This is a genomic window from Desulfopila inferna, from assembly GCF_016919005.1.
GTDB lineage: Bacteria > Desulfobacterota > Desulfobulbia > Desulfobulbales > Desulfocapsaceae > Desulfopila_A > Desulfopila_A inferna.
Genome location: NZ_JAFFQE010000009.1, coordinates 72,844 through 96,252, shown reverse-complemented (window position 1 = coordinate 96,252; position 23,409 = coordinate 72,844). Strand labels below are relative to the sequence as shown.

The 23,409-nt window shown below is 51.1% G+C and carries 22 protein-coding genes and 1 pseudogene; 10 read left to right on the top strand and 13 right to left on the bottom strand.

All coding sequences use genetic code 11. The features are described from left to right. Position 1: 1 nt before the first annotated feature. From JWG88_RS19050 to JWG88_RS19005, 10 genes and pseudogenes are all read right to left on the bottom strand, one after another. Entirely contained in the window at positions 2-802 is an 801-nt protein-coding gene (locus JWG88_RS19050) for a transporter substrate-binding domain-containing protein (protein WP_205235386.1), read from the bottom strand. A gap of 538 nt (positions 803-1,340) precedes the next feature. Next, positions 1,341-2,252, bottom strand: coding sequence for a DMT family transporter (locus tag JWG88_RS19045; RefSeq protein WP_205235385.1), 912 nt, complete (start codon positions 2,250-2,252; stop codon positions 1,341-1,343). Positions 2,253-2,797: 545 nt separating this feature from the next. After that, positions 2,798-3,367: pseudogene (locus tag JWG88_RS19040) on the bottom strand (DsbA family oxidoreductase); the annotation flags it as partial. 121 nt (positions 3,368-3,488) lie between these two features. Continuing rightward, positions 3,489-4,856, bottom strand: coding sequence for an ATP-binding cassette domain-containing protein (locus tag JWG88_RS19035; RefSeq protein ID WP_205235384.1), 1,368 nt, complete (start codon positions 4,854-4,856; stop codon positions 3,489-3,491). 28 nt (positions 4,857-4,884) lie between these two features. Next, on the bottom strand, positions 4,885-5,958 hold the full coding sequence (locus JWG88_RS19030) for a uroporphyrinogen decarboxylase/cobalamine-independent methonine synthase family protein (RefSeq protein WP_205235383.1): 1,074 nt from the start codon (positions 5,956-5,958) through the stop codon (positions 4,885-4,887). Beyond that, positions 5,945-6,247 carry a type II toxin-antitoxin system RelE family toxin gene (locus JWG88_RS19025; protein WP_205235382.1) on the bottom strand — a complete coding sequence of 101 codons (303 nt, stop codon included), beginning with the start codon at positions 6,245-6,247 and terminating at the stop codon, positions 5,945-5,947. The genes JWG88_RS19030 and JWG88_RS19025 overlap by 14 nt, the downstream gene beginning before the upstream one ends. Before the next feature lie 174 nt (positions 6,248-6,421). Then, on the bottom strand, positions 6,422-6,580 hold the full coding sequence (locus tag JWG88_RS19020) for a LiaI-LiaF-like domain-containing protein (protein WP_205235381.1): 159 nt from the start codon (positions 6,578-6,580) through the stop codon (positions 6,422-6,424). A gap of 403 nt (positions 6,581-6,983) precedes the next feature. Continuing rightward, positions 6,984-7,496 carry an O-acetyl-ADP-ribose deacetylase gene (locus JWG88_RS19015; RefSeq protein WP_205235380.1) on the bottom strand — a complete coding sequence of 171 codons (513 nt, stop codon included), beginning with the start codon at positions 7,494-7,496 and terminating at the stop codon, positions 6,984-6,986. Between the two features lie 25 nt (positions 7,497-7,521). After that, positions 7,522-7,773 (bottom strand): VF530 family protein, encoded by a 252-nt coding sequence (locus JWG88_RS19010; RefSeq protein WP_205235379.1) that lies wholly within the window; start codon positions 7,771-7,773, stop codon positions 7,522-7,524. A 118-nt stretch (positions 7,774-7,891) separates the two neighbouring features. Continuing rightward, positions 7,892-8,254: a DUF3047 domain-containing protein gene (locus JWG88_RS19005; RefSeq protein WP_205235378.1), complete on the bottom strand. Its 363-nt coding sequence runs from the start codon at positions 8,252-8,254 to the stop codon at positions 7,892-7,894. A 154-nt stretch (positions 8,255-8,408) separates the two neighbouring features. Between JWG88_RS19005 and JWG88_RS19000 the strand changes: the two genes are divergently transcribed. Next, complete coding sequence (locus JWG88_RS19000; RefSeq protein ID WP_205235377.1) at positions 8,409-8,579, top strand: hypothetical protein; 171 nt, start codon at positions 8,409-8,411, stop codon at positions 8,577-8,579. A gap of 51 nt (positions 8,580-8,630) precedes the next feature. Continuing rightward, positions 8,631-9,152, top strand: a complete 522-nt coding sequence (locus tag JWG88_RS18995) for a universal stress protein (protein WP_205235376.1) — start codon at positions 8,631-8,633, stop codon at positions 9,150-9,152. Between the two features lie 195 nt (positions 9,153-9,347). Here the strand turns inward: JWG88_RS18995 and JWG88_RS18990 are convergent, their stop codons facing one another. Beyond that, complete coding sequence (locus JWG88_RS18990) at positions 9,348-9,656, bottom strand: TFIIB-type zinc ribbon-containing protein (RefSeq protein WP_205235375.1); 309 nt, start codon at positions 9,654-9,656, stop codon at positions 9,348-9,350. Positions 9,657-9,957: 301 nt separating this feature from the next. After that, positions 9,958-10,401, bottom strand: coding sequence for a thioredoxin family protein (locus JWG88_RS22020; RefSeq protein WP_306793130.1), 444 nt, complete (start codon positions 10,399-10,401; stop codon positions 9,958-9,960). A 334-nt stretch (positions 10,402-10,735) separates the two neighbouring features. Here JWG88_RS22020 and JWG88_RS18975 point away from each other — a divergent pair, with 334 nt between their 5' ends. From JWG88_RS18975 to JWG88_RS18950, 6 genes are all read left to right on the top strand, one after another. Then, positions 10,736-11,203 carry a PRC-barrel domain-containing protein gene (locus JWG88_RS18975; RefSeq protein ID WP_205235372.1) on the top strand — a complete coding sequence of 156 codons (468 nt, stop codon included), beginning with the start codon at positions 10,736-10,738 and terminating at the stop codon, positions 11,201-11,203. Positions 11,204-11,509: 306 nt separating this feature from the next. Then, entirely contained in the window at positions 11,510-12,661 is a 1,152-nt protein-coding gene (locus JWG88_RS18970) for an efflux RND transporter periplasmic adaptor subunit (RefSeq protein WP_205235371.1), read from the top strand. After that, entirely contained in the window at positions 12,658-13,347 is a 690-nt protein-coding gene (locus JWG88_RS18965) for an ABC transporter ATP-binding protein (protein ID WP_205235370.1), read from the top strand. Before JWG88_RS18970 ends, JWG88_RS18965 begins: the two co-directional genes overlap by 4 nt. Continuing rightward, on the top strand, positions 13,344-14,549 hold the full coding sequence (locus JWG88_RS18960) for an ABC transporter permease (RefSeq protein ID WP_205235369.1): 1,206 nt from the start codon (positions 13,344-13,346) through the stop codon (positions 14,547-14,549). Before JWG88_RS18965 ends, JWG88_RS18960 begins: the two co-directional genes overlap by 4 nt. Positions 14,550-14,555: 6 nt before the next feature. Further along, on the top strand, positions 14,556-15,755 hold the full coding sequence (locus JWG88_RS18955) for an ABC transporter permease (protein ID WP_205235368.1): 1,200 nt from the start codon (positions 14,556-14,558) through the stop codon (positions 15,753-15,755). 250 nt (positions 15,756-16,005) lie between these two features. After that, a complete protein-coding gene (locus tag JWG88_RS18950; protein WP_205235367.1) occupies positions 16,006-16,368 on the top strand; it encodes a DUF3135 domain-containing protein in 363 nt (120 codons plus the stop codon). Positions 16,369-16,471: 103 nt separating this feature from the next. Here the strand turns inward: JWG88_RS18950 and JWG88_RS18945 are convergent, their stop codons facing one another. Next, positions 16,472-18,004, bottom strand: a complete 1,533-nt coding sequence (locus JWG88_RS18945; RefSeq protein WP_205235366.1) for a phosphotransferase — start codon at positions 18,002-18,004, stop codon at positions 16,472-16,474. A 532-nt stretch (positions 18,005-18,536) separates the two neighbouring features. Here JWG88_RS18945 and glgX point away from each other — a divergent pair. Further along, positions 18,537-20,648, top strand: a complete 2,112-nt coding sequence (gene glgX, locus JWG88_RS18940; protein ID WP_205235365.1) for a glycogen debranching protein GlgX — start codon at positions 18,537-18,539, stop codon at positions 20,646-20,648. Between the two features lie 105 nt (positions 20,649-20,753). Next, positions 20,754-23,408, top strand: a complete 2,655-nt coding sequence (gene treY, locus JWG88_RS18935; RefSeq protein ID WP_205235364.1) for a malto-oligosyltrehalose synthase — start codon at positions 20,754-20,756, stop codon at positions 23,406-23,408. The last annotated feature ends 1 nt before the right edge of the window (position 23,409 follow it).

The following is a 23,409-nucleotide window of genomic DNA, read 5'->3' as shown; positions in this document are numbered from 1 at the left end:
GTTATTGGATTTCTCTTAACCAGGTGTCATCCTGGAACCACTTATGGTAAATCTTGTCATAGACGCCGTCGTACTTGATCTGATCCATGAAATTATTCAGCCAGTTGAGGAAATCGACATCGCCCTTGCGGATGGCCCAGGCCAGAGGTTCCTTGGTGAACGGCTCGTCAAGGTGAACAAGTTTTCCCTCTCCTTTTTCGGCCATGGCGATCGCGTTGAAAGGCATATCATAGATGAAGGCATCAACTCTGCCGTTGACAACTTCCATAACACCTTCCTGCTCGGTTTCATAGGAGATGTATTTAGCGTTGGGAAGCATCCTTTTGGTGGCCTGCTCGCCGGTGGTACCCAGTTTGGAAGCGACCGTGTATTTGGGGTCGTTCAGGTCTTCGTAGGATTTCACTTCGTCCGCGAATTTGTTATTGAGCAGTACCGTCTGTCCGATGAGGATATAGGGAGTGGCAAAATTGATGCTGAGGTTGCGCTCCTGAGTCAAGGTCATACCGGACATGATAATATCAAATTTCTTGGTCAGCAGAGCGGGAATGATACCATCCCAGGCGGTAGAGATCAGTTCGAGCTCAACACCCATGGCTTTGGCCATGCGTTTAGCCATATCGGCATCAAAGCCGATGATTTCACCTTTTTTATTGGTGAGCTCAAACGGCATGTAGCCGGGTTCCATGCCAACGCGAAGTGAACCGCGTTTCTGGATTTCTTCCAGCGTGGCTGACAGCGCATTACCGGCAGTCAGTGTCATTGCCGCAAACAAAACGACAAACAACAGTACAAGCTTTTTCATAATCTTCTCCTTTTATACAAATAGTAGTATTAACGGGCTTGATAACGCCCCCTCCACGAACAGATAGTATTTGTCAAAAAACAGGGCAACGGCAGGGGAATGAAACTTTGGGAGAGGCAAAGATTATCAGACTGATAAGGATGTCTGAATGCACCCTTGCCGGGATCCGGTAACGAAGGAGGTGTTGCAACCATATTCAAATGATTATGTCCTGTAATACTGATTTCAGAGATCTTGAAGGGTTTCTCCCGCCTTTGGTAAGGGAAGAGGTTCCCAAAAGCATGTGTTCTCTTTGCAGACTTTCGTAAAGATTCATACCGCTGGGTCAGCAAAAGCCGGTGGAAGTTATGAAATCTTTCTTACCACAGGACCATTGCCAGAACAACTTTCTTTTTTGGTGGCAAAACAATAATGTGTGACTGTTTCCGATGTGGATGTACATCGTTTGCCTATAATTCCTCTAAAAGATCAATTAAGTCAAGCGACAATTGAGGTTGCGGCCAATCCGGGAAAAGCTGGCTGATTTATGTCGATGATGTCAAGCGGCTGAAATATAGCCCTTTTTCCGCTGTGAAGTATAAAGGGGAAGCAGCTGGACCATCATAATCCCGACAAGTATCAGGAATGCCCCGAAGAGCTGGGGAGGTGTGAGTCCTTCTCCCAGAAAAATAAATCCAGCCAGTGCGGCAAAGACCGTTTCCGAGCTGAGAATTATTGCGGCATCGGAAGCTGTACTGAATCGCTGGGCGACCACTTGGAGAGTAAAGGCGATGCCGACGGAAAGGATTCCGGCATAAAAGATCCCAAAAAAGGCGTTATCGAAATCTGCCGGAACAGGCCGCTCCACGATAATGCCGACCGCCAGCCCTGCCAGGGAGCAGACCATGAACTGAACCACGGCAACAACCAGGGGTGCCTGGGTGCGCGTAGCCATGATGCCCACCAGAATAACATGCACAGCCCAGAAGAAGGCGCTGGAGATTACCCAGAGGTCTCCGACGCTGAGGCTGACTGTCTGGGCACCGCTCATGATATAGGTGCCTACCAGGCATGCCAGGGCGGAAGGCCAGACGATCCAGTGAATGGAGGTTCGCAGTACCAGAAAAGCAAAGAACGGCACCATGGGGACATAGAGAGCGGTGAGGAAGCCGGCATTGGCGACGGAGGTATGGAAAATACCTATCTGCTGAAGGACTGCGGCGCTGAAGAGGGCTAAACCGGTTAAAATCATGCCGGCCCAATCTCTTGCTGTAATTGAATATGGAGTTCTCTGTTTCCTCTTATATTGGATATAGGCCAGAGGCAAGATAGCGAGGCCGCCCATAAAAAACCTGGCCGAGGTAAAGGTGATGGCGCCGAGGTCGCCGGTGGCGACCTGTTGAACGACGAAGGTCGAGCCCCATATCATGGCGGTTAATAGAAGCAGAAGATTTGCCCGGATCCTGGTCATTAGTGCCTTACTCCTGAAAAACTGTCAGAAAAAATAAGAAAACGAATAATGCATTTACTAACTGTGAATTATTCTCTATATCCAAGGCACTTATCCCGGCCGGTTTACCGGCTTCTCGGGGCTAGTGCCTTACTCCTGAAAAACTGTCAGAAAAAATAAGAAAACGAATAATGTATTTGCTAACTGCGAAGTGCCCTCTATGTCCAAGGCACTTACACCCCTCAAGGGGGGACTGTAAAGAGTCCAGCTCAGCTGGGTTGGACATCATAATCGTGTTTGAAACAGTGTGATAGATCCAGCCCTTCATCAACATAGCCGAGGGCGGCTCACCGTCGCATGAAGCTAGTCCGGTGAATATACATTGCCTTCTGCAAGGTGCAAGAAAAAAGAGAATGCATCCGCCTGGTCGGTTTTTTATCGGCGAGAAAAAATTCGACAGACAACGCCGGTCGGATTTTTACGACGCCTTGTATTGAAGAAAGGGTTGCTGGTCGAAAGAGAAGGAAAAGAGGGCATGAAAATCGCCATAGCTTTTGTTGCACCGGCTAATCTTTTCTCGGAAGAGGTCCGGCCGCTGTTTGGACAAAATGTTCCAGGTCTTTATAGGGTCGGGCGCCCGTCAGGCTTTTCCCGTTTATAATGAAGGTAGGCACCGCAGTCACTTCCTTTTCTCTGGCGAGATGCCAGTCGGCATCGACTGCGGCCCTGAAGGACCTTTTATCCACAACCTGCCCGGCGGCAGTCCTGTCAAGTCCGGCTTCGCCTGCTAGGTCGAGGAGAACCTGTCTGTCGGCTAGGTTGTGGCCGGCGGCGAAGTAGGCATGGAATGCGGCCATGTGAAAGGCGTGGCCTCTACCTAGACTTTCGGCCCAGAGGCCGAGTTCCTGAGCCAGTCTGCTGTTATAGGTGTTGCGCCTTTCACCGAAGGGAAGGCCCAGCGAGTCGGCCACCTCCTGAAGATGCCGCAGCATCTGCGGTATGTCGATGCTGCTGCCGGCGAAGAGCTTTTCCAGCGGAATACCTTGTTCGGGCGTCTCGGGGTGCAGTGGAAAGGCCCGCCATTTGATACCCAGCTCATATTCATCTGTCAGTGTTTCAATACTCCCGGTAATGAAATAACACCAGGGTCAGATATAATCTGAAAATATCTGGAGTAAGGCCATGATTCAATCCTCCCGTCAGTTTATTTGGATACCATGCCAATAAAGAGAAAAATGTCAATAGAGTCAGGGGCCGTTACTCTCTTTTGGAGAGATCAATATGCTGCCGGAAGAATGGACGAAATTCATCGCTTCTATGGCCGGCATAGAGAATGGTGCTCAATTTTCGAAGCGTTATGGTCTCGAGAAAGTCCAGCAGCGCGTTGCGATTATGATGGTCAAGTCCCTGAGTCGGCTCATCGAGAATCAGCAGTTTCGGCATCTTGATCAAGGCCCGGGCTATGAGACAGAGGCGTTGTTCGGCATAGGAAAGCCGTCGGAAAGAGGTGCGTGCCTTGCCGGCCAGACCGATCATTTTCAGCCACTTCTGGGCCTCTTCCTGCTGTCTCGCGGCAGGCTGCCGGTAGACGCCGATGGAATCGAACAAGCCGGAGAGCACCACCTGCAGTGCACTGCCGGGAATATAATGATTGCGGTGCAAGTCGGGGCTGACAATGCCCATCTGTTGTTTAATATCCCAGATCGATTCGCCGCTGCCCCGTTTTCTCCCGAAAATCAGCAGGTCGTTGGCATAGCAGTTCTGATTGTCGCCGGTAATGATCTGCAAAAGGGTGGATTTTCCGCTGCCGTTGGCACCGGTGATCAAAGTGTGATCCCCAGTTTTGACGGTAAGGTGCAGATCTGAGAAAATAATGTTTTCGCCATATCGCGCACAGCCGTTGGTCAGACGAATAAGTTCAACTTCCGTATCCTGTGCATCCTGATCAGTTGAGTTCAGATGAAATGCGGCTCCCGTCTCTTTCCCCCTGATTTGGCTGAAATCCGGGACCAGATCAAGCGGACCCTGAAAGACAATATGCCCGCGTTGCAATATCGCCAGATGAGTGCACCACTGAGGTATGTCGCACTCATTGGTGACGGTAATCAGAAGGCGGTGGCCACCATGGTTGTGGAGGCGGTTCAGGCAACGATCAAGCTCCCGGCAGCCTTCACTATCCACACCATCATAAGGATTTTCGAAAATAAGCAGTCCTGGATTTCGGGAGAGGGTGCTGATCAGCATGAGCTTTCTGCTCTCTCCCGAGGAGAGCTGCCGGTAGCCTTTATCCAGGCAGTCCTGCAGGTTGAAATGATGAATGAGTTCTGAAAAACGCTCGGGATCATCAATAAAGTCGCGGGCAGGTGTTCCGGGATCAATCCGGTCGATAAAATCACTGTTGTCCTTATGCACTTCTTCTTCGAAAATTTCCTGCTGCATGGCAAAAGAGATTACCGCAGGTTTTTCTTCAAAAGAGATTTCCTTCACTTCTGTGGGATAAGACAGCAAGTTGACGAAGCTGCTTATCCCTGAAGTATTGGAGCCGTAAACGCACCAGGCTTCTCCCTTAAGAATTTCGAAATGATCTATATGGAGATCCTCGGCATGATAGTTCTGGATGTGCATTATTTGGTTTTCCAATTCTCGCTGAAGATCAGCTCAGTGAAAATTTCTCCCTGATGGTCGTGGAAACTTCCCGTGTCAATGCCATCACCCTGCCGGCATAGTCGAAATTGATCGAGCCTGTGCCGCAGCTTGGGGTAATGAGGGTCTGCTGCAGAATCTGCTCCATGGGAATCCCGATGTTTTCCAATTCTCGGGCCTGCTCCAGCCATTTTCCCGTCAGAGAAGCGCCATCTACCTCGTCGATAAACTCTGGTGTAGTGGGAATGATGCCGCTTGCCAGAATACCTCCCTTGTTGAAAAACGCACGGAGCTGAGCAGGGTAGAGAATCAATTTATCGAAATAGGAGTAGGCGTCGAAACTGACCAGGTCGGCGCCTGCATCAAACAGAATAGACCACTCGGTGTTGGCGCAGACATGGACTCCGGCGAGTGCGCCTTCACTTTGCACGGCCTCGAATACTTCGGCGAAGCATTCTTTGACATCATCGGCAGAGATGGTGATAAAAGCCGATGAGCCGAATCCGGCCAGTGCCGGTTCGTCAAAAATCATGATAGTCCGAGGGCAGATTTCCTTCATCTTGACGATCTGCCATTTGGCTTTGAGAGCCAGCAGCTTGATGGCGGCATCCCTGAGCTGATCATTATAGAAAATCGCTCTATTGTCCTGATCGACAACACCGGTAGCGAAGGTGAAGGGGCCCGTGGTCTGTGCCTTCAATGCCGCAAGGCCTTCTTTTACGCCGGCGGTATGTTCCAGAAAATCAAAAAAACCTTTTGCCGTTTCGGTGGTCAGAGCGAAGCGGCTTCCCTCAAGGCTGCCACCGCCTTCGGTAATCATCAGGTATTCTTCATAAAAGGAGAGGAACTCGGCGTCAAATTTTTCGCCCTTACCATTGATAAAAACGGTGTCGTCGCATTCGTCTATGCCGGGCATGCCGGGGAGGAACTGGGGAACCATGCCCTCCTCCTTGTAGGCGGGAAGTTGTGGCCACAGGGGAATTTCAGGAGTGTGGGTGAGAATCAGTTCCATGGCCTGACTATGATTGTCGATAGGTAGGCTGCCTATGAGGAGCGGCAGACAATTTGCCTTAAAAGGTTGCATAATTTCCTTTTTGTGTTGAATTCTTCTTGATCTTCTTCTTATCCTTCTTGTGGTAGATGTCAAAGAAGATCACACTGTTGTCTGGAATCAAACATTGTTGCCTCTGGTTTTCCCGGTGACAGAGTCTGCACCAGTAGTAAATGATGCGAAAATCACCTCTGCCCACATATTTCTTCAGTCTGCCGTCGTAGAGACCCACCATTCTGCCGTCGGCATCTTCAGGATGCAGCAACAATCTGCTGATGGTTTTTTGTATACGTCTGTAACCATCAGTATCGACTTTTTTCAAGTGCGACAGCTTCCTGGCGAAGTGAGCGGTAGGTTGATAATGATGATGCATAACAACAGGTTGAAATGGTAATTATTATTGAGGAAATGTCCAGCCTACTCTTGTCCGGCCGAGCTCAGGAGTATAGGTGGCCGCTGAGAAAATGTGTTTACCGGACCTGCAGGAGAGGCAGCATCAACGGCGCAGCATAATAATCCCGATAATGACCAGCAAAGCGGGCCACCACTGCTTCAGCAGCACCTTGAGATCGCCCAGAGGAAGAAGGTTGAGGTTGGAGAGGAGGAGCAGTATCCCGATGATGATGAGTAAAATTGGTCCTGTATTTTTTCGCATTGTCCATTGTTCCGATAGCTGCCTTTTCCGGTGGAGCTGGTATCCATGAATCCGGCAGTTGTTTATTATTTGGTGCAGGAGAGTATCTTCTCTGTTGCCGAACAGGTTTCTGGGGAAGAGTAATGCTTCCTGGCCGCGAAAAAAGATGATACCGAATTGTTGAGAGAAAGTCCACCGTGGGAACTTAAAAGGCTAAAATAGGGCATCCCATCATCTATGCCTGTTTTCAGGCAAGGTAAGCTTTTTCTTGACGACGATGTCGATCATTTCGAGGTGATGATCATCATTCCGATCCCGATCGGGGGCAAATAATTGTGCGGATCTTTGAAATTTCAAAATAGTAGGCGACCAAGCTGAAGTGTTGCAGGAACATCGTTGAGTACAGTGCTTGGAACCTAAGGATTTACCCGATTTGCTGAAGAGCAGCCCGGAGTGCTTCTTCAACTTTTCTACTAAAGCAGGCAAAGATAACCTGTTTTGGAGCCTTATGTTCTGAAAGAAATTTTGAAACTTCGGAAATCGCAATGGTGCATGCCTGGTCAATGGGATAGCCATATGCCCCGCAGCTTATGGCTGGGAAAGCAATGCTCTGCATTTCCTGTTTCTCTGCAATTTCCAGTGAATTTCTGTAGCATGCTGCCAGAAGGTTGGCCTCACCGTTGCCTCCGCCATGCCAGATGGGGCCAACAGTGTGAATCACCCAGTCGGCCGGAAGGCGATAGCCCTTTGTCAGCTTGGCCTCGCCCGTGGGACAGCCTCCGATTGCCCTGCATTCGACAAGGAGTTCCGGTCCCGCTGCCCGATGTATCGCCCCATCGACACCGCCCCCGCCCAAAAGGGAGCTGTTGGCGGCATTGACGATTCCGTCGACTTGTAGCGTTGTGATGTCCTGGCGAACGATCTGTATTTTATCCATTTGAATCTAGGGGAGGTAATCAGACTTACTTTGGCTTTTTGGAACGGCTCTTCTTCTCTTCATTTTTTCTGGTGACGATATAGAGGGACTCGACTTTTGTCCTGGCCCAGGGAGACCTGCGTAGAAATTTAAGACTGGATCTGATAGAAGGCTCGTTTTTAAAGCACTTGATGTCAATATATTTACCTAATTTGTCCCAGCCATAACTCTCAACCAGGTAGGTAAGGATATTCTCTAGAGTCCGGCCATGCAGGAAGTTGTTGGGTTGGTTATTCATAAATTGAGCTAAGGTATGCCGCTTATAAAAATATCAGGATCGTCATTCCGGGCTCGTGTGAATCCCGGCCGTTGCAAGTATAACCATAGCTGAGCTTTGTTTGAGATAGCAACACTAATCATTTTTGTCCGTCAGAAAAGTAAAAGACACGCAGAAACCCATTGCCAGCGGCAGGTCCTTCACCTATCTGAAAAGTCCGTCCGTAGAAGGCAGCTACTAGGCCTCCTGTGTCGTCACTGTCGGTCATGATGGCTATTGCCTCGACGATTGCGATCGAGGACGCGAAAACGGCAGAGATACCTGCTTTGACATTGCGTCTCCATCCATCCTCACGTTTTTGTTTCACCTGTGCGTACACCGCCGGCATTCTGGCACTGGCGGTATAGGCTTTCGGCCAGCTTGTCCCAATAGTCGAGGTGGTGCCCCAAGCCTGATTGAGGCCCTTGATATTCCAGAACCAGGGACCAGTCTTGAAGATCACATAAGGCCATGTTTCTATCTCACTTGACTCCTTGGAGCCTATGCCTAATGTTTGTGGAATCAGGGAATATTGTGATTGTACATCCTTGATTACCTACTTCGGAAAATTAAGCTACTCTAATAGAACCCAGCAGAGCTGGACAGGAGGAGAAAGTATGAGCGACGACACTACCAAAACCCTGTGCGCATACGTAGAAGAGGAACTTCAAGTCAAAGACCCTCAGTCATATATGGCACTTATTCAACCTGCAACACATTATTGCGAGAACTGCGGCCGTAGTGCAGCAAAGGCTGAAAACCTTTGCAATCCCAAAGAATTGTCCTGATCCCTTAAACCAAACAAACCGCCTCAATTCGTGTTTCAGGATGAGGCGGTAATGGTGAAAATCATGCTACCTAAAATAGAGACCATCCTCTATACAACAGGCCTCAGCCCACATGCTCCATACGTATTCAGATATGCTTTGGCTCTTGCCAGTCAGCATCGGGCCAAAATTGTGGCAGTACATGCCATTGAGCCTCTGACCCCTTTTGGAAAAAGCCTGGTTGAGCAATATATTTCCCCTGAGAGTTCGCTGGAGCTGCATACCAAGGCAAGAGAAACGGTCACGTCTCAACTCAAGAAACGAATTGAGCGACTCTGCAATGAGGAATGCAATAACGCCCCAAGCTGCGAGAATGCAGTTGCTTCAATTCATGTACTGGAAGGTTATTCAGATCAGGTAATTTTGAATATGGCGGAAGAATGCTCGGCGGATGTGATTGTTATGGGGGCACGACGCCACAGCAGGGTAGGGGAATTTATGCTCGGCAGCACCACACGTAAGGTACTGCATAGTGCATCCCAGCCGGTATTTGTGGTCAAAATTCCAAAGGGCTATAAAGAGGAGTTTAAATAGCCTGACTTCGTTCCAGCAGGTTTTTTCTGATTGCAAGATGGGCGGGACAAAGAGGAAGATCAAGAAAGACCATTTTCCCATGATCTGCTTGGTCTTAAAGTAATTTTTTACTTATAGAACAAAGCATCGTGGCTCAATCATTACCGCTTTCTTCGTTTTAATACTCTCGGGAATGTCTTACCCGCCTGCAGAAGATCAGGATTTTTTGAAGACATTGAAAAGTTTCTCTAAACCTGTTTTTTCTAAATCTGATACCTTTTCAAGTTCTCCCGGATCAAGCCAGACACCTTCGCATCCGGTGCACTGGTCGATCATTACATCCTTGAAGGCAATTTCAACAAGCTCCATGCCGCATTTTGGGCATCGCATGAAGTGTGCCTGCTGCAACTCGCGTCTTTGCTCCGCGTTCAGGTTCCTGGACTGTTCTGCCTTGATTTTCTGCTTTTTCTCGAACTCTTTGCGAGCGAAGTATTCATCTTCCTGTGCTGTGGGCTTTGTCGGCATGGTTCTCTCCTCTTTCAAATGTTATTCAGCGGCTTGTGATGGTTTTTTTGTCGACCTCTATACATGTAAGCTGTGAACTCCTGGTTGCCAATAGGAGTGACAAGGAAAAAATACGAACGAATCATGTCCTTCAAAAAAGCGTATAATTGCCGATGCCTTGAAAACTTCAATTATGCTTCGCACTGCTGCCGGTTTTTCTGTGACCAACCTGCTGGCGATGACCAGCTTCCGCGGCAAAGCCTTTGTCGAACTCGTCAATCTGCCGCTGGTACTGCCCCACAGTTGTCAGAACGGCAGGTTGTTATGCCAAGCGCTGGAACCAGGACAGCACGGCCTCTGCCGATTGTGCACCTGCTATCTGATCAACAACATTCCCCTGTTTTACCAGCATGATCACTGGTATGCCCCGGACCCCGAAACGCGATGCCAACGATTTGTTTTCCTGGGTATTAATCTGGGCTACAGCTGCCTTACCAGCCAGTTGTTCAGCTATGTTTCGCACGACCGGTGCGAATGAGACGCAGTGCGGTCACCAGGGAGCCCAGAACTCAGCCAGCACCGGCCCCGGATAGGAGCGGACGAACTTGTCGAAAGTATGATCGTCGAGTTGCTGCGGTCGGGAGTAGAAAGGCGGCAGAGAGTTTTTGCAATTTCCACAACGTCCTTGAACCCCTTCTTTGTCGGCAGGAATTCGATTTCCCTTCCCGCATGAAGGACATTTTACAATGTAGGATGTATCGGGCATGATTTCCTTTCCCTGAATTAGTTTCCATAAAGTGCTTCATTTTATCTCAGCAGCCCCGGAAGAATCAGAAACCCACTGTTTCAATATTCTTATGAGGTTGCATTTAAAGTATGTCAGACATGCCTGCAAGGCAATGTTTTTATAGAGGACTTGTCGGGAGCTGGCTTCGCCTCGGTTCAGTACTACACTCAGAGACAACGCTTGCCCTGAAAAATGTTAGGAATTGGCATGCTCGTTGCTTGTATGATTTGCATATGAAACGGGTCTGCAGAGTGAGGCTATACCTCTCCGCATGCCTCTACAGCCGATAACCTTACTTTATGGGAGGTATGCCGTGGAAAAGCTCTTAGTGTCCACTCTAGCTCTTCTGCTCTGCATCGCGCCGACCAGCCCGTTAAAGGGTATGGAGAACGCAGAGAATTCATCAGGCATGGCTTATCCGTCCGGGTCGATGCCGGATCAGAAATCCAAATATTCACTTAAAGCAGAAGGTACATATGTGACGATCGCGAAGTTCGATGGTTTACCGGTGCTGTCCCGGAGTGGTGAAGAAATAGGAAAAATGCAGAATATAGTAACAGACAAAGAATCGGGTCTGATCCATTATTTCACCCTCACTCAGAGCAGCGATTCGAGGGATCAAATCGCGGTCCCGTATGGGGTTGTCCGATTTTACAGTGATAGGGCAATCTTGAGCGTCGATCGGGACAAACTCGATTCTGCACCGCAACAGGATGATTTGTCCGATGCAGAATTTCAAAAAAATCTGGAGAGTCATTACGGAATTTCTCCCGCCTGGTAGAACAATCACCACAATGTTGTATAGATATGCCTGTCAGCCTTCAGTATGCTTGATCCGCTGAGTCTCAAGGTTCTTATACACCGCAAGGGGGTACTGTAAAGAGTCCAGTTCAGCTGGGAAAGTATTGTGCCGCCCTCATGGAGGTCAAGCGTTGAAAGTTTGTCGGCAATCAATTATGCTTCTTCCAAGAAAACAAGGAACTAGACCGGCTATTTCACGAGTCTGGCAGGTTTATGGGACGAGGCGTAACGCTGTACATGAGTCTGCAGGGCTCCTTTAACACTATTTCATTACCTGGCGTGATATATGGGCAAGCTGATTCGTTGGCTGATTGTCGTGTTGTTTGTTGCGGGCATTGGTTTTTTCATCTGGCAGAAAACCAGGAGCAAACCTGTCGAGGTGGTGGTCAGGCCCATCACTCGTGGAACCGTTGAAAATGTGGTGGCCAACACCCGGGCCGGTACGGTAGACGCCTGCCGGAGAGCCAGGCTCTCGCCGAGTATCGGTGGTCAGATTGCCAGCTTGCCGATAAAGGAGGGAGATCTGGTTGAAGCGGGAGATCTGCTTTTGGAGATCTGGAATGAAGATCTCAACGCGCAGGTTGCCATCGCCCGGCAGGAGGTGAAAATTAGCAGTGCTCAGGCTGAAGCCGCCTGTGTATCAGCTGAAGAAGCCGCGCGGCAGGGGGAAAGGGCCAAAACTCTGTTTCGCGGCAATGCCGGTTCTCTGGAACAGATGGAACGCCTGGTGGCTGAGGCCGAATCCATGCAGGCCAAGTGTGAAGCTGCCCGGGCGACGGTACAGCGAAATATGGCGCAGGTGAGCCTGGCCAAAGCCAATCTGGCCCGATCCCGTCTGGAGGCGCCGTTTGCCGGAGTGATTGCCAAGATCGAGGGCGAATTGAATGAGTATGTCACCCCATCGCCGATCGGGGTGCCGACTCCACCAGCGGTTGATCTCATCGAAAATGATTGTTTCTATGTTACCGCTCCGATAGATGAGGTGGATGCCGCCGGGGTTCGTGTCGGTATGGATGCCGGGATTACCCTGGATGCTTTTCGCAATCGCGTCTTTAGTGGAACTGTCCGTCGCATCGCCCCCTATGTACTCGACCTCGAGAAGCAGGCCCGAACCGTCGATATCGAGGTATCATTTGCCGGCAAGGACGATTTTGCCGAACTGCTTGCCGGATATAGCGCCGATGTTGAAATTATCCTCAGCGTCAGTCAGGATACCCTGAAGGTTCCCACCGAGGCGGTAGTGGAGGATGGTTCTGTCTATGTATTTTACCGGGAGGAGGGGATTATCCGCAAGGTCGCCTTCACCCCCGGTTTGCGCAACTGGTCCGTTACCGAAGCCGTTTCCGGGCTCCGGGAAGGACAGTTGGTGGTGGTCAATGTCGATAAGCCCGGACTTGCCGATAACGTCGCTGCCGTGCAGGCGGAGCCTGAGCCATGATCCGGCTGGCTGCGATTCAGCGCTCCTTTCAGGTCGGTGATGAGCAGGTCACTGCCTTACGCGATATTAATCTGTCCATATTTCCAGGGGAATATGTCTCCATCATGGGGCCATCCGGCTCGGGCAAGTCAACATTGCTAAATGTGATAGGATTGCTCGACCGGGCTGACAGCGGGGATTATCTCTTCGAGGATCAGAAAACCAACACTCTGAGCGATATTCAGCAGGCGGCTCTGCGCCGTCATAAGATCGGCTTTGTCTTTCAGTTTTTCCATCTGGTGCCGCGGATGACCGCCGCAGAGAATATTGAACTGCCGATGATGCTGGCCGGAATAGAACCTGTTCGGCGCAAAGAGCGAGTCGGTAAGGCGTTGAAGGCATTTGGTATTGCGGAGAGGGCCAGGCACCGCCCCGATCAGCTTTCCGGAGGCCAGCGCCAGCGCGTCGCCATAGCCAGGGCGACCATCATGGAACCCCATGTTCTGCTGGCCGACGAACCGACCGGCAACCTTGATCGTGTCTCCGGGCAGGAGGTCATCGATATCCTGGAAGAGCTCAACCGCCAGGGATTGACCCTGATCATGGTGACCCATGACCCGGAACTTGGTATGCGGGCTACGCGAAGGATAACCATGGTGGATGGCAGGGTCGACACGGATACTGCCATGAAGCAGACCGCATTATGAACTTTGCCGATACAGTGAGATTCGCCTTCAAGGCTCAACTGGGATATCCCACCAGAACATTGTTGATGCTGCTGGCCATGGCCATCGGTGTCGGTTCGGTGGTGGTGCTTTCCGCGCTGGGCGAAGGGGCCAGAAGATATGTCGTCGGTGAGTTCGCATCGCTCGGCACCAATCTGCTCATCGTTCTGCCGGGCCGCTCGGAAACGGTGGGGGGACCGCCGCCGCTGCTGGGCATCACCCCCAGGGACCTGACCATTGACGATGCCCAGGCATTGCTGCGCACCTCGACCATTCGCTATGTTGCGCCGATTTCGGTAGGCGCAGCTCCTGTTTCATATAGCGGTCGTGAACGGGAGATAACCATTCTGGGCACGACGCCGCACCTCTATTATATTCGCAAGATGAGCATGGCCCAGGGGAGTTTTCTGCCCGAAGGCGATCCCACCAGGGCGTCATCTGTTTGCGTGCTGGGGTATAAGGCCAAGGAGGAGTTGTTCGGCGGTGCTTCGGCTCTCGGGGAAAAGGTGCGCATCGGAGACTGGCGTTTCCGGGTGATTGGCGTACTTTCCAAAAAGGGCGAATCGGTAGGGCTTGATATGAGCGATGTCGTTGTCGTACCGGTAGCCACGGCGCAAGCTCTGTTCGATAATCCCTCGCTGTTCAGGATCATGATAGAGGCACGGGATCGCGACTCCATCGCCCGGGCCAAGCGCACCATAATAAGTGTAACCCAAGAGCGCCACAATGGTGAAGACGATATAACCGTTATCAGTCAGGATGCCGTGCTGGCAACCTTCGATCGCATTTTTACCGCTCTTACCCTGACGGTGGCGGGAATTGCCGCCATCAGCCTGGCGGTGGCCGGAATCCTGATCATGAACGTTATGCTGATTGCAGTATCGCAGCGCAAGGCCGAGGTCGGACTGCTCAAGGCCATCGGTACGCCGCCGGGGCAGATCATCGCGCTCTTTCTGACCGAGTCGGCGATCCTCTCGATTCTGGGAGCTGTCCTGGGGCTGCTCCTTGCAAGTGCGGCCAACTGGATTTTAGGCCGGATGTTTCCACAGTTTCCCATCGCCGCTCCCGTCTGGTCTCTGGCGGCGGCAGTCGGAGTGGCGCTGGCAACCGGACTGATTTTCGGGGTGCTGCCGGCTCGTCAGGCAGCCAGGCTCGATCCTGTCCTGGCCCTGGCCAGAAGGTGAAACAACATGTTTATCCGGGATATCCTGAAAATTTCATTGAGTTCCCTGCTTGATCAGCGGCTGCGGAGCTTCCTTACCTTGCTGGGAATAGCGGTCGGGATCGCCTCGGTCGTCCTGCTCACCTCGATCGGCGAAGGTGTTCATCGTTTCACCTTGGCCGAATTTACCCAGTTCGGCACCAATCTCATCGGCATCAATCCGGGTCGTACCACTACCGCCGGGATTTCCGGCGCCCTGATCAATACCGTACGTCCACTTACCATAGCGGATGAAGAGGCGCTCAGGCATCTTCCCGGAGTCACCGATACCGTTTCGGTTATCCAGGGCAATGCCGCCGTGGAATTCGGCAAGCGCAGCCGGCGCACCAACGTCCTCGGGGTTGGACCATCAGCAGGACGTGTCTGGCAGATAAACGTGGCCATGGGGCGCTTTCTACCAGATGACGACAGCCAGGGAGCACGTGCCTTTGTGGTCTTGGGCAGCAAGGTTTCCGCTGAACTTTTCCGGGCCGGCAGTCCGCTCGGTGGCCTGGTGAGAATAGGAGGGGAGCGCTATCGGGTGATCGGGGTGATGGAGTCGAAAGGGCAGATGCTTGGTTTTGACCTTGATGACGCCGTCTATATTCCCACGGCACGGGCGATGAGCCTGTTCAATCTTGACAGCTTGATGGAGATCGATGTGCTGTACCAGAGCGGCCTGCAGTCGAAGACCATGGCAGAGCGCATCAGGAAAATGCTGATAATGCGGCACGGCAGTGAAGATTTTACCATCACCACCCAGGACGAGATGCTCAAGGTCCTCGGTTCGGTTCTTGACATTCTCACCCTCGCCGTGGGTGGATTGGGTGCTATCTCCCTGCTGGTCGGCGGTGTGGGCATCATTACCATCATGACCATTGCCGTCAATGAACGCACCTCCGAGATAGGACTGCTCCGCGCCATAGGGGCGGATCGACGCCAGATCCTTCTGCTCTTCCTCGGCGAAGCCGTGGTTCTTGCCGGACTCGGCGGTCTCGCCGGGCTGCTGAGCGGTGCGGGGATTGCCTGGCTGCTCGGCGCATTCGTTCCTGCTCTGCCGACTCACACCCCCTGGCAGTATGCTCTCTACGCCGAACTTCTGGCGGCGGCCATCGGTCTGCTGGCCGGCGTGCTGCCGGCTAGCCATGCCGCCGGCCTTGATCCCATTGAAGCTTTAAGAGCTGAATAAGAACCTTTCACTAATCCTCTCCTGCTGGAAAGCTGTCCTGTATAATTGGAAAATACCTTTGGCTCAGGCCATATTTGCGGCAATGATCGTCTGGAAATTCTGCGAAACAGCGGCACGTACCTCAGGCTCTATCGGCATGTTTTTTGCTTTATCTCTTCCAGGAGTGTGAGGTTTGGAAAAATGCAATGTTCTTGCGCAGCGCCGGAAGCACACAAGAAAGCAGGTAAATTACCGATCAGGAGAGGCAATTATGGAGATGAATTCAATTGCAGACTGGGAGGAGTGGGTTAAATTGGCTCGTCAAAATCCGGAAAAATTTGAAAGGGAGAGGAAAGCAGCTATAGAGGAATTGATCATGAGCCAGCCCGCCCAATATCGGCATCGCAGTCGTCAGCTGCAATGGAAAATAGATGCTGTACGGCGAACCTCGCCGAATGCTTTATCTTCCTGCATCCGGATACACGATATGCTTATGGATTCGTTCTACGGGCCTAATGGACTGCTGCAAGCCATCAATCTTCTTGGCAATGCAGATGGAGGAGAAGCCGCCCGGACCAGTTGCCCGACAAAGGCAGGCCGCTGTATCGAATTTCATAAAAAAAAGAGCAGTTGATCCCGGTACCTGAGAGCAGGATCCGTTGTCGCAGACCAGAATTACCTGACTATCAGTTGCATGGCTACCATTTGGTTGGAGTGTAGCGAGGAAGTAATCTGATTCAGCTGGTCTCTTCTGCGGCACCGGCTATCCGCGCGTGAGTGAATATGGCCAGTGATTTTTCGGCAGAAAGCAGAATTGTCCAAAAATTTTCCGATCCACCCAAACCCACCTTATTTAAGTAGTACAGAACACTCAGGCAGGTTCGCGCCTGGAAGAGATGAACCTGTTGACGAAAATTATGAGGTAATCCATTTATTTCATTTTCATAAGTCTGCAGGAAGAGATGCCCTGGAGCTTTGGTGAGAATATGAGGATGACGAAAAAACATATTTTCATACTGAGCTAGGAAGGTACCGACATCAAAAGCTTGAGGAAGACTGTAGGAGCTGTCAAAGTCAATCACGATGATACAGGGATTCCCTTTGTCGTTGTGGAACAGAATGTTCTTCAGATGAAAATCTCCATGGCTTTGCACCAGCCACTGAGGATGTGACCGGATAAGCTGTAGTTCCGCCTTAAGGACTTGGTCGCATATTTCCTGAACCCGGTGGCGATGAGGATGGTCATTTTCATGGAGACCCTTGACATACCAGTTGATTCGATCCGTTTCAATCGCAGGGAATTCACCGTCAGGAGTCACTTTCAACCGTAGGTTATGCAGCTTGGCCAGCCATGTTGCCGTTAGCTTCAGGCCCTGCCGTGCAGTTTGCTCATCACCATGAAGAACGACATCGAATAGATTCTCCCCCTCGGCCTTTTCCTCTATCAGAATTTTATGATTCTGATCCCCTTCCAAGGGTTCGGGAATCCTGCACGATCCACGATCGAAGCCATTGTGGCGGATTGCCGTCATGATGCGGTAGGAACGATCTCCGTTTTGCCAGGCTTCGGTTTCTTCATACTCCTTGACAATAAAGGCCCTCCGCTTTTCATGTCGTGGGCCTACGGTGATTTCCTTGACTTTGGTGTGGGTGGTTCCTTCCCGGCGTACTTCTTTAAAATAGGGGTGACAGCGGCCTGCCTTTATCTCTTCGGCAAACTGCTCTACGCTGTCGACCGGATGTTCCAGAACCGTGGGATAGGTGCCGACGTAGGAGAGGGCGTGGGCGTCTGTTCCTGCGGTTGCCGTGAATTTCATGGTATGCCAGTCATTTATGGCTCGATGCGTCTCTGAAAATGTATGATTTGAGTTGAGAATTTCTATGGCGTCGAACATCTCATCGGTGAGCTGTTCCCGGTCGGGCTGACCTCCCTTACGATAAGGATGAGCCCAGACAACGGCGGCATCCGGACATGCTTTCCGAATATCGTGCACCGCGGTTCCTTTTTTGAAGATTTGGTCAGCTCCATATACCAGCACATCAATACCGTCTGAAGTGGTAGTTTCCTGACCGGAGACAATCAGAAAATGAGCAGGGACGCCGGATTCGCTCCTGACCTTCTGTAGTTTTTCCGCCGACCACATGTAATGATGATCAGTCAGAATTACACCGTCCATACCTATCTCAAATGCTCGGGCAATTAAATCTCGCGCCCTGACGAAACTGCACTTGGATTTCTCAATAGTGTGGCAATGGATTTCTAGAATCACATATCCCTCTCTTCGGAAAAATTATAGTTGCCGGAGTCCTGAAACCTCCGACTTTTACGTTTTGCAAAAAGAAGAGTCTGATATAAAGTTAAAACCACCTCGGAATAAATCAACAATCACTATCCAATTATACCTCATGCCGGGGGAAGCCTCTGCTCTGATGCTTTGTTGAATTAAATGTCTGTGTCCGATTGTATCGGACAACATTTCAAGTCAGGTATGACATCGTAAACGATCACTGTGTTTCGGTCCTTGGATGGTATTTTTCTTCAAGCAGTTGATATTGTGATATACTGTAACCAGTATCTATTGACGAATAAGCGATTTCAATGTCTCCGCTATCCTATACTGGGAAAAATGCTTCGCACCGCAGCCATTAGCCTATAATTCGGACATGGGATTTTTTTCAGCTGGTGCTTTTGCACCGGAAAGAAAACATTAGGCATGGCATATAAATTGTATAATTCAAATTGATAAGAAAGATGGAATCTCCTACCACAAACCCAACAGAGTATTCGGAGGAAAATCCAAGATGAGACTATTGGCAGGTCAGCCTTATCCGCTAGGCGCCACCTTTGACGGTGCAGGCACAAATTTCTCTTTGTTTTCCGAGATTGCCGAACGTGTTGAATTATGTTTGTTCGATGATAACGGCAAAGTAACCAGTTTGGAGCTGGAGGATGTGAGCGGATATTGCTGGCATGGATACCTCCCCACAATAGAGCCGGGCCAGCGTTATGCCTACAGAGTCCACGGACCGTGGAATCCGGAGGAGGGACATCGGTGCAACTCCTCCAAGCTTCTTTTAGATCCGTATACCAAAGCCATCGACGGCCGTGTTCACTGGCATGAAGCAGTTTTTCCCTATCGCTTCGGCAAGGGCTTCCAGACCCGCAGCGATAGGGACAGTGGTCCCTACATGCCCCGTTGCGTAGTTCACCAACCGTTTTTTAACTGGGATGGGGACCGTACTCTTCGAATTCCCTGGCATGAAACCATTATTTATGAGACTCATGTAAAAGGACTGACCATGAATCATCCCGATGTGCCCGAGGAACTCCGGGGCACCTATGCGGGGCTCGCCCATCCGGCAATCATCGATCATTTTACCCAACTGGGGATCACGGCGGTCGAACTTATGCCGATCCATTATTTTATCCACGATAAGAACCTGATTGATCAGGGGTTGCGGAATTACTGGGGCTACAACAGTATCTGCTATTTTGCTCCCCATGATGAATATGTCTCCGATGAACATGCGGGCAGTGCGGTTGCCGAATTCAAACAGATGGTGAAGTCCCTGCATCAGGCTGGAATCGAGGTCATCCTCGATGTTGTCTATAACCATACTGCCGAGGGTAATCATCTGGGCCCGGTATTTAGTTTCAAGAGTATAGACAACGCCTATTATTATCGACTTACGGAAGAAAAACAGTATTACATGGATTATACCGGCTGCGGCAACAGCCTCAACATGCGCAATCCTCATGTTCTTCAGCTCATTATGGACTCGCTGCGCTACTGGATTCAGGAGATGCATATTGACGGTTTCCGCTTTGATCTGGCGTCTGCGCTGGCACGTGAGCTGCATGATGTCGATCGGCTTTCGGCATTCTTCGATATTATCCAGCAGGATCCCGTGATCAATCAGGTCAAGCTGATAGCTGAGCCATGGGATATCGGAGAAGGTGGATACCAGGTCGGTAATTTTCCGCCGGTCTGGACGGAGTGGAACGGCAAGTACCGCGATTGCATCCGCGATCTGTGGCGAGGTGAGGAACAGACTCTGCAGGAATTTGCCTCCCGTTTCACCGGCAGCTCGGATCTCTATGAAAATTCCTCGCGTCTGCCATCTGCCAGCATCAATTTCATCACCGCACACGACGGCTTCACCCTGACGGATTTGGTAAGCTACAATGAAAAGCACAATCTTGCCAACGGTGAAAATAACCATGATGGCGATGATCATAACCGCTCATGGAATTGTGGTGCCGAGGGCCCTACGACCAATAAAGACATAATCAGGCTGCGGCGGCGGCAGAGAAGGAATTTTCTGGCCACTCTGCTGCTTTCTCAGGGAGTGCCGATGCTTGCTGGAGGAGATGAAATCGGCCGGACCCAAAAGGGAAACAATAATGCCTATTGCCAGGATAATGAGTTGACCTGGTATGATTGGGATAACGTCGATGAGGATCTTCTCGATTTTTGCCGGCGGCTTATCCAGTTCCGCAAAAGCCATCCAGCATTTCGCAGGCGCGGCTGGTTTCAGGGCAAGCCCATTCATGACAGTGAAACGCGGGATATAGCCTGGTTCACCATAAAGGGTGAAGAGATGACCGAGGAAGACTGGCACCAGGGACGTACCAACACCCTGGGTATTTTCTTAAACGGCGCCATCCAGAATCCCAATCCACACAGAGAGCCTCTCTCCGATGATAATTTTTATATCCTGATCAACGCTCATCATGAGCCTCAGAACTGCACCCTGCCGGGCTCTCCATGGGGCAGCAGCTGGCTGTTTGTTTTTGATACCGATACCGGCTGGGATGAAAAAGCAGAAACAGAATATGCAGCAGGCGACCGCATAAAAATTGAGTCTCGATCATGGTGTGTTCTGCGTACCGCAGATGGCCAGGACGATTAGCACCTTACAGATTATTTTCTTGTTTTTTAGCAAGAAAATAATCTGTTTAAAGGTGCTTATACCCCTCATGGGGTACTGTAAACGTTCGTGAAAGGAGATGTATAATTGAAGCCTATTCCCCATGCCACTTATCGTATTCAGCTCCAGCCAGAATTCGGTTTCTCCCAGGCGACTGGTATTATCGGCTATCTTGCCGAACTCGGTATCAGCCATTTCTTTGCCTCGCCCTACCTGCAGGCGCGGATCGGGAGCACTCACGGTTATGATATCGTCGATCCCCGGCGTATAAATTTTCAGCTTGGCGGGGAAGAGATGCACGCCAGGTTATGCGAAGAACTCAAGTCTGCCGGTCTGGGGCAGATGATCGACATTGTCCCGAATCATACGGCTATTGCCGGTCGGGAGAATCCCTTCTGGTGGGATGTCCTGGAGAACGGACCGTCGAGCCGTTATGCCGCCTTCTTCGATGTTGACTGGGATTCCTCCGAGGAACGCTGGCCCAACAAGGTTCTCCTGCCGGTGCTCGGTGATCATTACGGACGTGTTCTTGAAAACGGAGAGATCACTCTTGCTTACAATGAAGGGATCTTCACCCTTCATTACTATGACAATTCATTTCCGGTGTGTCCTTCCAGCCTGGCCGAACTCCTCGGCAGAGCGGCACAAAGCAGCTCCTCGGATCTTCTCGCCTATTTAGCCGACAGCTGCGGCAGGCTGCCCCGTCCCACGGCGACCAACCGCAAAATTGTGGCGCTTCGCCACCGGGACAAAGGTATTATTCTGCAGTTGCTTGGCGAGTTGTGTCGAGAGAAGTCTGAGGTGTGTGCGGCCATAGACGAAGAGGTCAAGAGGACAAATAAAGAGATCGACGAGCTGGATAACCTCATAGATAAGCAGAACTACCGGCTGGCCAGGTGGCGCATGGAAAGCAGGGATCTGGGATACCGGAGATTCTTTGATATCAAGGAGCTGGTGGGAATGAGGATGGAAAACGAGGAGGTATTCAAGACAACCCATGCTCTGCCCATCTCTTTTTTCAGGAAAGGTCTGGTCCAGGGACTGCGTATAGATCATCCTGACGGATTACGTGATCCCACGGAATATTTTGAACGTTTGCGTCAGGCCTGCCCGGAGAGCTGGATAGTCGCGGAAAAAATACTCGAGCCGGGTGAGGAGCTGCCGTCCCACTGGCCGATTGAAGGCACCACCGGCTATGATTTTCTCAATGTTGTTGTTGGACTCTTCATCGATCCTGCGGGAGAGGCACCGCTTACCGCTCTCTATAGCAGATTAACGGGGGAGCCTACAGATCTCGAAGAGGTGATTCATTCCTGTAAGCGTCATGTCCTGAGAGAATTGCTGGAAAGTGAGCTGAGCAGGCTGACCGATCTCTTTGTAGGAGTCTGCGAACGCCATCGGCGGCACCGCGATTATATGCGCCTCGAGTTGCACGATGCCCTCTGTGAAACGGCAGTTTGTTTTCCTGTTTACAGGACCTATCTCTCCCCGAGCCGTCCGGAGGGAAGTGCAACCGACAGGCAGCACATAGAACAGGCCATTGAGTGCGCCCGTGCTGCAAGAAAGGACCTGGAGCCAGAACTCTTCTATTTCCTCAAGGATCTTCTCCTGTTTCGCTATGATGAAGCGCGGGAGAGGGAGTTGGCTTTGCGTTTTCAACAGTTGACCGGACCGGCAATGGCCAAAGGTGTGGAGGATACCGCCTTCTACCGGTTCAATCGTCTGATAGCCCTCAATGAGGTAGGTGGAGATCCTTCCCGGTTCGGCATCACGGCGGCACAGTATCACAGTTATTGTGCCGAGGCCCGCAAGAAGAGACCTTGGGGGCTGTTGAGCTCAACGACCCATGATACTAAACGCAGCGAGGATGTGCGTGCCAGACTGGCACTGCTTTCCGAAATTCCGCAACGCTGGGGTAAGGCGGTGGAGAGCTGGATCACCGGTAATAAGCGTCTTCAGCCGGGTAGGGAGCTGGACAGCAATACCGAATATTTCTTCTATCAGACTCTGGTGGGGGCCTGGCCCATAGGTTTCGACCGCATCTCCGCCTACATGGAAAAAGCGGTGCGCGAGGCCAAGATACATACATCGTGGGTCGACCAGGATGAAGGGTATGAAACGAGCTTGCGGGACTTTATCAAGGCGGTAATGACGGACCATGAGTTTCGCAGGGAACTTGAAAAATTTGTTGAGGGGCTTGTTTTCCCGGGCCGCCTGAACAGTCTGGCGCAAACTCTGCTCAAGTTAACGGCACCAGGTGTACCCGACATATACCAGGGCAATGAGCTTTGGGATTTAAGTCTGGTGGATCCGGATAACCGCCGCGCGGTGGATTTTAATCTGCGCAGAGAAATGCTTGACCAGATATCGTCTCTCACTGCGGAAGAAATTCTCCAGCGCATGGATGAAGGCCTGCCCAAACTGCATGTGGTGCGGCAGGCCCTGCATTTGCGGCGCAGCAGACCGGAACTTTTCGGTGCGGAGGCGGCATATGGCGCCCTTCAGGCAGAGGGCGAGAAATCCGATCATGTCGTCGCCTGTCTTCTGGGAGAACAGGCTCTGGCGATTGTGCCCCGTCTGGTGATTAAACTTGGCGGTGACTGGGGCAATACATCTCTGCAGGTCCCGGAAGGACAGTGGTGTAATGTTATGACGAGGGAAATGATTTCCGGAGGGACCCTGCGGCTGCAGGATCTTATGGCGCGATTCCCGGTGGCACTGCTGGTAAAGGAGGGGGATTAAC